Source organism: Plantactinospora sp. KLBMP9567 (assembly GCF_033446045.1).
Taxonomy (GTDB): domain Bacteria; phylum Actinomycetota; class Actinomycetes; order Mycobacteriales; family Micromonosporaceae; genus Plantactinospora.
Window position 1 is genome coordinate 181461 of record NZ_JAWQRR010000033.1, and the last position, 13442, is coordinate 194902.

Below are 13442 nucleotides of genomic sequence, written 5' to 3' on the forward strand. Positions count from 1 at the left end.
CGTGTCCGTGGTCACGCGTGAAGATCTGCTGCGGCGGCGGGTCGCCCGACTGCGAGCCGCCGCCGCGGCGACCGGCCTGCGTCACCTCGCGGTCGAGGTGACCGCCGGAACGGACCTTGTCGTCGCGCTGTGCGCGCTCCGTCCGCTCGACGCGTCCGTCGTAGTGATGGGCCCGACCATCGCCGCGTCGGCGCTGGAAGTCCTGCGGCCGCAGGCCGTACTGGACGTCGCGGGCGGCCGGATCCGGCACACCGGTGCGGCCGACCCTGGTCGCGGCGAGCGGCCGGCAGGGCTGTGGATCTTTTCGTCCGGGACCACCGGTACCCCCACGCCGACCCACTGGAGGTGGCATGACCTGGCCCGCGGCGTCGACTGGGACACCGTGGACGGCGACGAACGGTGGGGAGTCGGATACGCCCCCTTCACCTACGCCGGCGTGGAAGCCGTGAGTCAGGCGCTCGGACGGGCCGCCCGCATCGACTTCCTCACACCCACCGACCTCGCCGCTGGGACAGGCGCGCGCTACGAGGTCGTCGCCGGCACACCGTCGTTCTGGCGGATGGCGGCGTTGCACCGCGGGACCGACGCCGCCCGGCCGCGGGTAGACACCGTCTCGATGGGCGGCGAGCCGGTGGACGCGAGCCTGCTTCGGCTGGTTGGGGCGGCGTTCGCGCCGCGGCGCGTCCTGCAGATCTACGCCAGCACCGAACTCGGCCGGATCGCCACCGTCACCGACGGACTTCCGGGCCTGCCTCTTTCCGTCCTCGACGGCTACGGGCCGGCCGGGAAGGCACTGGCGATACGCGACGGCGAACTCCTGGTGTCGCCTGGTCCGGGCGCACCGTACCTGCCGACGGGGGACGCCGCCGCCATCGACGGTGGCCGGGTGCACGTTCTCGGGCGGCGCGGCGAGGTCATCAACGTGGGTGGCACGAAGGTCGTGCCCGGCCACGTGGCTCGGCTGCTGCAGGAACACCCCGAGGTCGTCGCGGCCCGGGTCTATCCGGTCCGTAGCAGCGTGCTCGGTGCCGTTGTCGGCGCCGACATCGTCACACTGCCGGAATGCGACCACGACGCGGTCGTCCAGCGGGTGAAGGCCCATGCCCGCCGCGTACTGGCCCCGGCGGAACAGCCGCGCCGAGTCACCGTGGTCGACCAGTTCCCGATGGCCGTGTCCGGAAAGGCGGTCCGTGGTGGGTGAGGCGCTCGGGACGGTGTTCGTCACCGGCGGTTCGCGGGGCATCGGGCTGGCTGTCACCCGTCGGCTGCTCACCGCCGGGTATCGGGTGGTCGCCGTGTCGCGGACCGCCTCCAGCGAGTTCGCGGCGCTGCGGGAGGCCGTCGGCGACCCGTTGACGTTCCTAGCCGCCGACCTCACCTCCGGCGATGACCGGATCGCGGTGGCCGACCGGCTCCGGAAGTGCGCCGACCTCTACGGCCTCGTCAACAACGCCGGGGTCGCGAGTGGGGCTCTGCACGTAGCCACCGCCTGGTCGGACGTGAGCCGGATGTGGCAGCTCAATGTCGAGGTCCCGATGTCCCTGTGCCAGGCGGCGGTCAAGGCGATGTATCGCGGCGGTGGACGCATCGTCAACATCTCGTCGATCGCGGCCCACCGGACCTTTCGCGGACTCGGCGCCTACACCGCGACGAAGTGCGCTCTCGAAGGGTTCTCCAGGGTGCTCGCCGCCGAGGTCGGCGGCCGGGGTATCACGGTGAACTGTGTCGCACCGGGCTTCATCGACACAGCCATGACAGCGACGATCGATGACGACCTCCGCGCCGCGATCAACCGGCGCAACATGCTGGACCGGGGTGCCACACCCGCCGATGTGGCGCGGTCGGTGGAGTTCCTGCTCTCGCCTGCCGCGGAGGCCATCACCGCGCAGGTGATCCGGGTTGACTCGGGCAGCGGCGGATGAGCACTCTGGACGAGCGTGGACACGCGGAACGGCCCACCCCGCCACCGGGGGCAACCAGTCCACCGACGGAGTTCACGGACCGACGTCAGCGCTTCCGGCGCGAGGCGGTGCGCAACTACGGCCTCACGCGGGAGGCCGGGGAAGCGGTGGACGTCGGCTGGCGGGCGCTACCGAGCCTGGCCCTGCTGCGCGACCTGCGGTGGCGGGACATGTGGGCCGCGCTGACGGTCCGGCGCAACCGGGTTCCGCTCGTGCTCCAGGCGCAGATGAGCGACTGCGGAGCTGCCGCCCTGGCGATGGTCCTCGCCTACTTCGGTCGGCCGGAGCCGCTCGAGGCGCTGCGAATCGAGACCAACACGGGCCGGGACGGGGTTCCGGCCCGCTCGATGCTGGCCGCGGCCCGGCGTCGCGGTCTGGCCGCCCGCGGTGTCCGGGTCTCCATCGACGGGCTGCGCCACCTCGCTCCGGCCACCATCCTGTTCTGGAACTTCGTCCACTTCGTCGTGTTGGAACGGGTGACCGGCAACCACCTGTACATCGTCGATCCGGCCTTCGGACGCCGCAAGGTCAGCCTGGCCGAGGCTGGCAAGGCGTTCACCGGGGTGGCGCTGGAGTTCCACCCGCCGGTCGGCGCCGTGACGCCGCGGCGAAGGTCCGGCCGGCAGCGCCTCGGTGCGAGCCGCATGCCCTATGTGACCAAGTTCTTCCCTCGCACCAGCGCGTGGGTACCACTCGCGGTGACCTCGGTCGCCCTGACCCTGTGTAGCCTGGCCGTGCCGATCGCCTCCTCCTACGTCGTGGACCGGGCGAACCAGCCCGGCGAGCCGGTCAGCACGTGGCTGTTCGTCGCGGCGCCGATCGTGCTGTTCGCGATGTACTTCTGGATGCAGACCGCCCGCAGGATGGCCATGCTGTCCATCCAGACCCTCGCCGACAAGTCGGTGACCCTGGGGACGGTTCACCACCTTGTCTCCCTGCCGCTCGACTACTTTGCCCGGCGGCACACCGGGGACCTCGCGATGCGGGTCCGGACCAGCAACGCGGTACGGCAGGTCCTGACGGGATCCGCGTTGTCGGCCGTGCTCGACGGGGTTCTGGTGCTGGTGTACGGCTGGCTCGTCGTCATCGCCGATCCGCGCCTCGGCGCGCTGGTGCTTGCCCTCGCCGTCACCCAGGTCGGCCTGCTCGCCGCTAGCTGGCGAAAGCAGGAGTACCTCACCGCCGCGCTGCTGGAGGCGCAGGCGAGGGCACACACCGAGCTGTTCCAGTTGCTGGACGGCGTGCCGACGCTGAAGGCGTCCGGGCTTGAGGGCGCCGCGGCGGAGAACTGGAGCCACACCTTCGCCGACGAGGTGAACGCCAGGACCCGCAGCCGGCGGTTCCTCGCCGTGTGCGAGGCCGCCAGCACCGCGGTTCAGTTTCTGGCCCCCCTCACCGTGCTCGGAGCTGGCCTGATCCTGCTGGGTCGCGGCGAGATCTCACTGTCCCGCGTGGTGGGTTTCTCCGCCCTGGCCATGGGCATGTTCGTACCGCTGGCGAGCCTTGCCCAGACCGGGCTGCAGATCGCCGGTCTGGGTCCGACCTTGACCCGGCTCGCCGACATCCTTGACGCGCGGCCCGAGGCCGGGCCGGATGCGGTGGCCCCGTCCCGGGTCACCGGCGCGGTCCGGCTCGACGCCGTGCGGTTCGCCTATCCCGGCGCCGTGGCGCCGGCAGTGGCCGACATCGACTTCGAGATAGCGCCTGGACAGTTCACCCTCATCGTCGGCGAGTCCGGCTCCGGCAAGTCGACGCTGGCCATGCTGCTGGCCGGGCTCTACCTGCCCAGCGCCGGCACGGTGTTCATCGACGGCGTGCCCACCGATCAGCTCGACCGGCCGGCGGTGCGGCGGTCGATGGCGTTCGTGCGCCAGGACGCCCGGTTGTCCGCCGGAACCATCCGGGAGAACATCGCGTTGGGCCGGCCGGAGTGCTCCCTCGACGACGTCATCGCGGCGGCGCGGCTGGCCGAGATCCACGACGACATCGACGCCATGCCGATGCGGTACGAGACGCTGCTCGGCGCGGCCGGGGCGGGCCTGTCGGGTGGACAGATCCAACGCGTCTCGCTGGCCAGGGCCCTGATTCGGGACTGCGAGCTGCTGATCCTCGACGAGGCGACCAGCGCCCTCGATCGGCGCACCGAGGACCGGATCGTGACCAACCTGCGCGGCACGGGTCAAGCCCTGGTGGTCGTCGCGCACCGGCTCTCCCACCCCGAGGACGCCGATCAGATCCTGGTGATGAGCGACGGCCGGCTCGTCCAGCGGGGACGGCACGAGGACCTGATCACACAGGACGGCCCGTACCGGCGGCTTGCGGGGCTCGCGCCGTGACGTCGTCGCTGAGCCTTGAGCGCCGGGAGCTCGACGCCGTCGTCGCGCTGATCCTGCGGGTGCCGGACGCCCATCGGCGGTTCGAGGTCGACGCCGCCGCTGCCGCCGCCGAGTACCAGATCGACGGGCCGACGGTCGCCGCCCTCGTCGCCGCCGGCCTGCCCTCGGCGTCCGGCGCGGATGGCGCCCGGTTCGACGCCACCGACCTGCGCAACGTCGCGGTACACCTGGATGCGCGGTCCCGCGAGCGAAAGGTGTTGTCCTGGTGGATCCGCGAGCTGGAGCGCCCTACCACGCACACCCGCTACCGGATGGACTACCTGGCGCGGTGCCCCGATCCCGGGCATGACGGGCCGTGCCGGTACCGCCTGGCGGTGCCGGAGGACGGCTGGCACGAGACGGCCTCGGCGCCGGCCCGTGGCGGTGTCCTGCACTCGGTGACGTTCGACCGGCCGCGTACCTGGCCCGACCTGCCGGCCGCGCTGCTCGACCTGCTGGAGGAGACCCGGCACATCCGCTTCCTCTGGCTCCCGGAGACGTTGCGCGCCGACACCGGCTTCGTTCGTACCGCCGGCATTGCCGACTGCGTCGGCGTGGCCCGCATGCTGGTCGAGGAGGCCGCCAGCCGGGGACTGGTCGCCCGGTTCTCCCACGGCAGGTCGCTGACCCCGCCGATCTCCGCGTCGCACTCGTGGGCGGAGTTCCACGTCGACGGGGTCTGGGTTCCCGTCGACCCGGTGCTGGTGGATGCCCTGCGGCAGTGGGGTGTCGCCGGGCCGCGGTGGCACCGGACCCGCTCGCTCGGCGGCGTTCTCGGCCGCATCGGAGCCCACCGACGTGACCTTGTGGCCCACGCCGGTCAGCCGGTCTCCGCGAGATTTCCTACCTACCGCGACACAGGAGAATGACATGGTGGACTGGCCACCAGCCTTTGAATCGCTTATCCGGCAGCGCAGCCGGTTGCTCGGCGCCGCCGCGCCGCTGGACCCCGACCGCGGCCTGGCCGAGCTGGGGGTCGACTCGCTGGAAGTGGTCGAGCTGATCGTCAATCTCGAGACCGAGTTCGACATCGAGCTCCCACCCGAGCTCCTGCAGCCGGAGGTGTTCGCGACTCCGGGCACCATCTGGCACGCGGTCAGGGGCCTGCTGTGACCGGCACTGCCGAGGAGGGACAGGCATCGGTGCGGCAGACATGGGCACGGCTCACCACGGTCGCCGCCAAGCTGAGCAGCCAGTCGCGGGACCAGCGTTACCACGTCTTCGACATCTTCGACTGGCCGGACGAGCTGCCAACCGACCAGTTCTGGATGAGTCCGGAGCTGACCACCTGCTACGGGACCCCGGTGTGGGACCGCCTGTCGGAGGCCGACCGGCTGCGCCTGACCCAGGCCGAGGCAGTGAACTTCTTCAGCCTCAATGTCCATCTCATCCGCGACCTGATCGGCGAGGTAGCCGGGCGGATCTACGACACGCGGTACCCGGGCCTCTCGGAGTTCTTCCACGACTTCATCCACGAAGAGAACGAACACATGTGGTTCTTCGCCCAGTTCTGCAACCGGTACGGGGGGAAGGTCTACCGCACCAAACGTGTCATCGGGCACGCTGCCGAGGGCAACGACGCGGTACGCGACGTCATGATCTTCGGTCGCATCCTCATCGCGGAGGAGCTGTGCGACTACTACAACGCGAAGATGGCGACCGACGACCGACTGCCGGCGATCGCGCAGCGGATCAACGCCGTCCATCACCAGGACGAGTCGAGACACATCGCGTTCGGCCGGCAGATGATGCGGGCGCTGTACGAGGAAGCCACGCACCGCGCGACACCCGAGGAGGTCGCGGGGGCCGCGGCGTATCTGTCGCGATATGTCAGCTCGTGCCTGCGGGCGTTCTACAACCCTGCGGTGTACGCGGACGCGGCGCTCACCGGAGCCAAGCGAATCCGCTCCGAGGTGGTCGATGACCCGTACCGTCAGGAGTTCCACCGGACCGTGATGCGCAAGACCACCCGGTTTTTCAGCCGGATGGGGCTCTTCACCGAGAGCATGGTTGCCTGGTGACCGGCCAGCCACCGCGACGGATGCTGCACGAGTGGTTCACCGCCGGCCTGGCGACCGCGCCGGACCGCGTCGCACTGCGGATCGGCCGCCAGGAATGGACCTACGCTGAGCTGGACGACGTGGCTCGGCGCTGGGCCGGCGGACTGACCGCATGCGGGGCGCGGACCGTCGGCATCCTCGCGATACGCAGCATCGAGTCGTACGCGGGGCTCCTCGCCACGCTCTACGCCGGCGCGACGGCGGTGCCGCTCAGTCCGGGCTTCCCCGCCGCGCGTACCTGCCGGATGGCGGCGATGGCCGGGATCGACACACTGATCGCCGACCGGTCGGCGGCGGCGACGCTCCCGCACCTTGCGGCTGCCCTGCCCGGGCTTCGGGTGGCGGCGCCGGCCGCGACGCCGCTGGGTACCCTGCCCCGGGCCGGGTACGACGGGGCGGCATACGTGCTGTTCACCTCCGGATCCACCGGCCGACCCAAGGGTGCTCCGGTCACGCACGCCAACATGGACAGCTTTCTGCGGTACAACCTGGACCGCTACGACCTCGGCCCGGACGACGTCTGCTCACAGACCTTCGACCAGACCTTCGACCTGGCGATGTTCGACCTGTTCGTGGCCTGGGGTGCGGGTGCCGCCGTGGTGTCCACGCCGCCACAGGTGTTCACCGCGCTGCCGGAATTCCTGGCCTCCGAGCGGGTGACCTTCTGGTTCTCCGTGCCCAGTGCGATCGAGGTGGTACGGCGCCGGGGCGGGCTGACTCCCGGCGCGATGCCGACGCTGCGGTGGAGCCTGTTCTGCGGCGAGGCGCTGCGCTTGACCGACGCCCAGGACTGGCAGCGGGCCGCACCAGGATCCATGGTGGAAAACCTGTACGGCCCGACCGAGCTGACGATCGCCTGTTCCGCGCATCGGCTGTCCGACCAGTCCGCCGAACTCGCCGTGCACGGTGTCGTTCCCATCGGGACGCCGTACCCGCATCTCCGGTACCGGATCACCGAGGACGGCGCCGACGGCACCGAAGGCGAGCTGTGTGTCACCGGACCGCAGATGTTTCCCGGATACCTGGACCCCGCCGACGACCAGGGGCGCTTCTACGACGGTGACGGCGTGCGGTGGTACCGCACCGGCGACCGCGTCCGACAGCTCGCCGGCGCCGAACTCGGCTACCTCGGCCGGATGGACCGGCAGGTGAAGGTCCGCGGCTACCGGGTCGAGCTGGATGAGGTCGAGTGGCACGTCGGGCGGCTGCCAGGGGTGGAACGTGCCGTCGCGGTGGCGTTCGAGGCAGCCGGGCGGACCGAACTGGCGGTGTTCTATGTCGGTACCCCGGGCCTCGACATCCGTCGACCGATCGCCGCCATCCTGCCGGGATACATGGTGCCGCGGCTGTGTCACGACGTTGACGCGCTCCCGCACACCGCGAACGGCAAGATAGACCGTGCGGCGCTCGCCGCGCGCGCCCGGGACCTTCTGGTCGGCGAGCAGGTCGCCCGTGCCTGAGAGCCCACCGCCGTGCCCGCTGGCCGACTCCGAGCTCGGGGCGATGCTGTCCATCCGCCGCTTCGAGTACGCCGTACTCGACCTGCTCGGCCGGGGACTGATCAGGGGCACCACACACACCTGCCTGGGCCAGGAGCACATCCCCGTCGCGGTCGAGTCCCTGCTCCGTCGCGACGACGAGGTGTTCAGCAACCACCGGGGACACGGGCATTACCTGGCGAGGTACGACGATCCGGCCGGCCTGCTCGCCGAGCTCGCGGGCCGTGAAGGTGCGGTGTGTGCCGGGACGGGCGGTTCACAGCACATCCGCCGCGCCGGGTTCATGTCCACCGGAATCCAAGGGCAACTGGTACCGGTCGCGGTGGGCGCCGCCTTCGACATGCGGCGCACCGGCACGGCGTCGCTCTCGGTGGTCTACGTCGGCGACGGCACCTGGGGTGAGGGAGTGGTGTACGAGGCGCTCAACCTCGCCGCTCTCTGGCGGGTACCGATGGTCGTCGTCGTCGAGCACAACGGGATCGCCCAGTCCACCCCGACGCCGGCACAGATGGCCGGTACCATCGCCGACCGGTGTGCGGCCTTCGGCATCCGGCAGGTCAAGGTGACCGGTATCGACGTCGGTGGCATCCGGAGCACTCTCGCGCCGCTCGTCGCCGAGGTACGCCAGGACGGTTCGCCGCTGGTGGTGGAGTTCGAGACGGTACGGCTCGGACCGCACAGCAAGGGGGACGACACCCGCACCTCGGCGGAACTCGACGCCATCGCCGGGCGCGACTGGTACCCGCACTACCGCGCGGCGTTTCCCGAGCAGGTTGACCGGCTCGATGCCGCGGCGACCGCGGGAATCCGGGCCGTGGTCGAGGACGTACTCGCCAGGCCGCTGATCGGTGCCGGCCGTGGATGACCGGGCAGTGGAGCGGGTCGGGGAGAACCTCAACCGCGGCCTGGCCACCCTGCTCGCCGAGAGACCGGATCTCTTCCTGATCGGTGAGGACATCCTCGACCCGTACGGCGGCGCCTTCGGCGTCACCCGCCGGCTCTCCACGGCCCATCCCGGACGGGTACTCAGCACGCCGATCAGCGAGCAGGCGATCCTGGGCTTCGCGGTCGGCCTGGCCCTGCGCGGCCGGGAGGCGGTGGTCGAGATCATGTTCTCCGACTTCGCCACCCTGTGCTTCGACCAGATCGTCAACCTCGCCAGCAAGGTGGTCAGCATGTACGGCCAGTCGGTGCGGATGCCGGTGGTGATCCGGTGCCCGACGGGAGGCAACCGTGGATACGGCCCCACCCACAGCCAGAGCCTCCAGAAGCACTTCGTGGGGATCCCCAACCTTGCCGTTTACGAGATGAGCCCGGTACACGACGGGCACGCCACGCTGGCCCGGATCCTCGACTCCGCGGCCCCCGCGATGTACTTCGAGGACAAGGTGCTCTACGGACGGCGGCGGTTCGGTGCGGCCACCGGAGACGAGCTGTTCCACTGTGCACGGATCGGCGGCGACTGCGACTTCGCCGTGCTGGGCATCCACGGGGTGGACGCGGTGGACGTCGTCGTCATCGCACCGGGTGGCCTCACCGGCAGGGTCCTCGGCGCGATGCGCGGTGCCTACCTCAGTGCCGAGATCGCGGTGCGGGCCGTGGTGCCGTCCCGGCTCTACCCGTTCGACCCCACGCCACTGGCCCCACTCGTCGCCCAGGCTCGGCGGGTGGTGGTCGTCGAGGACGCGACGGCCGGCGGGGTGTGGGGGGCCGAGGTCGCCCACACCATCCACCAGCAGATGTGGGAACTGCTGTCCCAGCCCGTCCATCTGCTCCACGCGCCATCCCGCGCCATCCCGGCCGCCCCTCATCTCGAGCGTGCGGTGCTGGTCCAGGAAGACGACATCCGCGCCATGGTGACGGCGGTCGCCGGTGGGTGACATTCGCCTTCCCCGGCTCAACGCGACCGACGAGGAGTACACGCTTCTCGAGTGGTTGGTCGGTGACGGGGCGTCGGTCGGTGCGGGCACCGCAGTGGCTCTGGTGGAGACCTCGAAGGCGGCACACGAACTCGTCGCGGAGGAGGCCGGCACCCTGTGGCAACGGATCCACGCGCCCTCAACCTGCCGCCCCGGGGAGGTGGTGGCAACCGTCGCCAGGGACGACCGTCCAGTGCAGGCGCAGCGGAACGCCGACCCGGATCCGATCACCATCACCCGGCCGGCCCGGCAGCTCATGGTCGAATACGGCGTCGCGGAGGAGACGGTACGGTCGATCGGCAAGGTGGTCATCTCGCGGTCGGACATCGAGCAACTCGTCGCCGGGCAGGCGGGGTCGGCCGCAGTTGAGCGGGTGCCCGTGTCGGCTGCCCAGCGACGGGTCGCCCGTACGGTGTCCGCCTCGCATCGCGAGATCCCCGCCGCCTACTCGGTCGTGAAGGTGGTCGCCGACCGGCTGAAACAGCGCCTGCGTGACGAGGCGGCGACCGTCGGCTTCCTCGGCGTCCCGGAACTGGTCGTCAAGGCGATCGCGGCGCGACGGAAGCAGTTCCGGCTGTTCTTCGCGCACGCGGTGGACGATCAGACGGTGACCGTGCGGCCGGGGGCGCACGTCGGAGTCACGATCGACGTGGGAAAGGGTCTCTACCTGCCGGTCGTCGCCGACGCCGACACCCGGCCGCTGCGGGACATCTCGGCCGATCTGTTACGGTTCCGGCTTGCCGCGATGCGTGGCGATTTCACTGAGGCAGATCTGACCGGGTCGAACATCGCGTTCGCGATACACACGGACGCCGATATCGTGCACGCGCAGCCGCTCATCTTTCCGGAACACATGTGTGCGTTGTCTCTCGCCTCGATGCAGCGTGAGTTGATACTTCTTGACGACGGTTCGGTCACGAGCAGTGAGTATTTCCATCTCGGTCTGGCGTACGACCATCGGTTCGTCAACGGCCGGTCGGCGGTGGCGTTCCTGCACGCGGTCAAGGCTGACCTGGAGTCGGGCTGACGGCCGCCGAGGGTTGTCGGTTGAACGCCGCCGACGCGGCATTCTTCGTGGGCATATCGGAGGTATCCTGTGGCATCCACCCTCCAATTCGGTATTCCGGATCCCTAGTGGAGCCGGCAGGTCGAACGCGCGACTCGACTGCGGGTTCGAATCCCGCCGCGGTGGAGACAACCCGAGCCACACGATGATGCGGGAAGGGGGTGAACCCACATGACCGAGGTAGAGTTCGACGGCGTCGACATCCGCGAGATGGCCGACGAGGAACTGGACGACATCGTCGGCGGTCCGAAGGCCTGCCAATAGCCGGTAGCCAGCAGGAGGCGCTTGAGCGGAGTCGCTCAGGCGCCTCCTGTCGTCATACGAGTGACTTTGAGGCAGGCAGGTCGCGATCGGTGGCCGGGTCGAAGAACCGGGTGAGAAAGTCTTGCTGCCACGCACGCGGCTGTGGCAGATCCCACTGGCCGTACTCGGTGAGCAGGCGCTCCGGCTCCGGGCACTGTTGCCGGAGTGCGGCGAGGACCTCCGGGGGGATGACGTCCGGAAAGAGCATCTGCAGGTGGGCAAGCCCGTAGAACACGGGCCCGGCGACCGCGTATTCGTCGACGCGCTTGAGGAACAGGTCCCACGAGAAGTCATGTCCGGCCGCGCGCACGAGTTCGGCGATGTCCACGTACTTGATCAGACGCCGGTGCTTGCTGCCGCGGTTCATGAACCGGAGTGTCGTCGAGGTCTTGTAGATGTGGGCGGACAGGTCGATGACCGTGTCCTCGGGGGATGGCACGAGGAACGAGACGTCACCGTACCGGTGCCGATGAGCGTGCGCCAGGACGGCACTGACCGGAACGTCGTACCCCTTACCGGGCAGCGCCAGCGACACGTTGACGTCCACGCTGATGATCGGGCGGTCGAACTGCCCGGTCAGCTTGTTCAACTTGGGCAGGTCGCTGCCGTACAGGCGCCAGAACGCCCGGTCCCGCTTGCTCAGCGGGACGATGTCGGTTTCTGTCGGGTTCCCCTCCACATAGCCCAGTCGCTCAAGCACCTCCACCAGGGCGGGCGCCTGCGCTCTGGTGACGAGGACGTCCAGGTCGCCCATCGGCCGCAGGCCCGGCTCCTGGTAGACCGCGAAGGCCAGATGGCCGCCCTTGCGCATGAGCACGGTGATGCCCTGTGCCGCTGCGGCGTCGCTGATCGCCTGGATCTCGTCCAGCATGAGTTCGTTGCTCCGCCGGGTGTCCCGGTAAGCGGAGTAGAGAAGCGACACGACGGCGGCGTCCAAGCCAGCCACCGCCGCACTGGTCAAGAGGCGCCATCCATGCCATCCCACGAGGGCGGCGACGCGGTGTTGAGCGGCCTGACCGGCGATCCGTCCCCAATCCAGACCCGGCTCGTCCTGACCGAGTATTTCGCGTACACGGGCTATCTGCGGGTCTGTTATCTGCTGTCTGCTGAGCAGCAGCAACAACTCCGACTCGGCTGATATCGCGGCCATTCGGCTTCCTTTGCGAAGGCGTTGAGGCGTTGGAGAGCGGAGGGCTCAATCGCCCGTCCACTGTGGTCGCCCGATTACTCGGTGCACAGCGCCTGCTCCGGACGGACGGGCGAGCGAAGTGTAGCGGATCTTGGTGGTTCGCGCCTTGGGCGACGCATTGTGCTCAACCTCGTCCCGTTCGGCCATGTGTCGTGGTCCTCGGACATCACTGCGCCACCGTCGGCTTGTCGACAGCCGGTCCACGGTGGCATTGCCAGTACTGCCAAGGCTGGCCGGGAAACGGGGTGCTGTCGACGGTTGTCAGTTGAACGCGACCCACCCGACATCCCCTCTTGAACAAGACTCGGCTGTTGCCGATACGCGGCGTTGACCTCTCCGCTCGTCCCAGGACACCAGTCGCCCGCTCAGGGCGCAGGCAGTGCCCGAGGCCCGTCGGAACCGCTGTCGGGGGCGATCTCACCGCTGATGGCCCGCCGCCGGTGCGCCGCCGCCTCCGACACCGACCAGGCGATCGCGGCCAGGGCCGGCAGTCGCAGGCCCTGCTGGCCGTACACCAGGTGCGCGGCGCTCACCGCGAACCACGGCGCCGCCGGACCGTGCAGCATGATCGGGTCACCGACCTCGTAGCGCAGCACGAACAACCACTGCCCCATGTCGCCCTGGAACTCCACCACGCCCTGATGCCAGAAGCTCAGCCACTGGCCCCGGTAGTCGCAGAGCAGGCGCTGATTGGTGAGTATGGTCCGGACGTGCGCGTGGTCCCGCCACTGGGCCGCCGCCGATGCCTCGGCGCGGCGTCGCGCCGAGGAGTTGGCCATCGCGTTCGCCGCCAACCCGGCCGCCACGAACGTCGCCGACCCGAGCAGCAGCGTGCTGCTGCTGCGGTACGAGACCGATGTGCCGTAGAAGCGGGCGTAGCCCAGCACGGCTTCGGCGTGCGCCACCTCGTCCCGGTTCAGTCGCACCGACCCCGGAGGGAGCGCGGCGAGGGCGCCACCGGCGTGCAGGTGTTCGTACAACTGGCAGGCGTTGGCCCACCCCTCGCGCTGAGCGACGTCGATCAAGTTGTCCTTGCGGCGGCCCACCGGTTTCCCCCGTTTCTCAGTTCC

The 13442-nt window shown here is 69.8% G+C and carries 13 protein-coding genes; 11 read left to right on the forward strand and 2 right to left on the reverse strand.

Features of this window, described 5'->3' with window-relative positions; genetic code table 11:
• Window position 1: 1 nt before the first annotated feature.
• The 10 genes from R6Y94_RS24995 to R6Y94_RS25040 are packed head-to-tail and all read left to right on the forward strand — an operon-like array spanning window position 2 to window position 10841.
• Complete coding sequence (locus R6Y94_RS24995; protein ID WP_318398283.1) at window positions 2–1201, forward strand: class I adenylate-forming enzyme family protein; 1200 nt, start codon at window positions 2–4, stop codon at window positions 1199–1201.
• Window positions 1194–1922, forward strand: a complete 729-nt coding sequence (locus tag R6Y94_RS25000) for an SDR family oxidoreductase (protein ID WP_318398284.1) — start codon at window positions 1194–1196, stop codon at window positions 1920–1922. Before R6Y94_RS24995 ends, R6Y94_RS25000 begins: the two co-directional genes overlap by 8 nt.
• Window positions 1919–4297, forward strand: coding sequence for a peptidase domain-containing ABC transporter (locus R6Y94_RS25005; protein WP_318398285.1), 2379 nt, complete (start codon window positions 1919–1921; stop codon window positions 4295–4297). The genes R6Y94_RS25000 and R6Y94_RS25005 overlap by 4 nt, the downstream gene beginning before the upstream one ends.
• Window positions 4294–5205 carry a transglutaminase domain-containing protein gene (locus R6Y94_RS25010; protein WP_318398286.1) on the forward strand — a complete coding sequence of 304 codons (912 nt, stop codon included), beginning with the start codon at window positions 4294–4296 and terminating at the stop codon, window positions 5203–5205. The genes R6Y94_RS25005 and R6Y94_RS25010 overlap by 4 nt, the downstream gene beginning before the upstream one ends.
• 1 nt (window position 5206) lies before the next feature.
• Window positions 5207–5449: an acyl carrier protein gene (locus tag R6Y94_RS25015; RefSeq protein WP_318398287.1), complete on the forward strand. Its 243-nt coding sequence runs from the start codon at window positions 5207–5209 to the stop codon at window positions 5447–5449.
• Window positions 5450–5478: 29 nt separating this feature from the next.
• Window positions 5479–6357: a diiron oxygenase gene (locus R6Y94_RS25020; protein WP_318398288.1), complete on the forward strand. Its 879-nt coding sequence runs from the start codon at window positions 5479–5481 to the stop codon at window positions 6355–6357.
• Window positions 6354–7856 (forward strand): AMP-binding protein, encoded by a 1503-nt coding sequence (locus tag R6Y94_RS25025; protein ID WP_318398289.1) that lies wholly within the window; start codon window positions 6354–6356, stop codon window positions 7854–7856. Before R6Y94_RS25020 ends, R6Y94_RS25025 begins: the two co-directional genes overlap by 4 nt.
• Complete coding sequence (locus R6Y94_RS25030) at window positions 7849–8760, forward strand: thiamine pyrophosphate-dependent dehydrogenase E1 component subunit alpha (RefSeq protein ID WP_318398290.1); 912 nt, start codon at window positions 7849–7851, stop codon at window positions 8758–8760. Before R6Y94_RS25025 ends, R6Y94_RS25030 begins: the two co-directional genes overlap by 8 nt.
• Window positions 8753–9775, forward strand: coding sequence for a transketolase C-terminal domain-containing protein (locus tag R6Y94_RS25035; protein ID WP_318398291.1), 1023 nt, complete (start codon window positions 8753–8755; stop codon window positions 9773–9775). The genes R6Y94_RS25030 and R6Y94_RS25035 overlap by 8 nt, the downstream gene beginning before the upstream one ends.
• Entirely contained in the window at window positions 9768–10841 is a 1074-nt protein-coding gene (locus R6Y94_RS25040; protein ID WP_318398292.1) for a 2-oxo acid dehydrogenase subunit E2, read from the forward strand. The genes R6Y94_RS25035 and R6Y94_RS25040 overlap by 8 nt, the downstream gene beginning before the upstream one ends.
• Before the next feature lie 355 nt (window positions 10842–11196).
• Here the strand turns inward: R6Y94_RS25040 and R6Y94_RS25045 are convergent, their stop codons facing one another.
• The gene (locus R6Y94_RS25045; protein ID WP_318398320.1) at window positions 11197–12168 is read right to left on the reverse strand and encodes a nucleotidyltransferase family protein; all 972 of its coding nucleotides are present in this window, start codon (window positions 12166–12168) and stop codon (window positions 11197–11199) included.
• On the opposite strand from R6Y94_RS25045, the gene R6Y94_RS25050 reads away from it, so the two are divergent.
• Entirely contained in the window at window positions 12157–12321 is a 165-nt protein-coding gene (locus R6Y94_RS25050; protein WP_318398321.1) for a hypothetical protein, read from the forward strand. The two genes, R6Y94_RS25045 and R6Y94_RS25050, sit on opposite strands and share 12 nt — an antisense overlap.
• A gap of 416 nt (window positions 12322–12737) precedes the next feature.
• Here the strand turns inward: R6Y94_RS25050 and R6Y94_RS25055 are convergent, their stop codons facing one another.
• Window positions 12738–13397 (reverse strand): hypothetical protein, encoded by a 660-nt coding sequence (locus tag R6Y94_RS25055; protein WP_318398293.1) that lies wholly within the window; start codon window positions 13395–13397, stop codon window positions 12738–12740.
• Window positions 13398–13442 lie beyond the last annotated feature (45 nt).

What these genes read in the sequence shown, in the direction of transcription:
- R6Y94_RS25005 (WP_318398285.1), top strand. Translation starts at nt 1,919, where the DNA reads ATGAGCACTCTGGACGAGCGTGGACACGCGGAACGGCCCACCCCGCCA.
- R6Y94_RS25015 (WP_318398287.1), top strand. Translation starts at nt 5,207, where the DNA reads ATGGTGGACTGGCCACCAGCCTTTGAATCGCTTATCCGGCAGCGCAGC.
- R6Y94_RS25050 (WP_318398321.1), top strand. Translation starts at nt 12,157, where the DNA reads ATGCCATCCCACGAGGGCGGCGACGCGGTGTTGAGCGGCCTGACCGGC.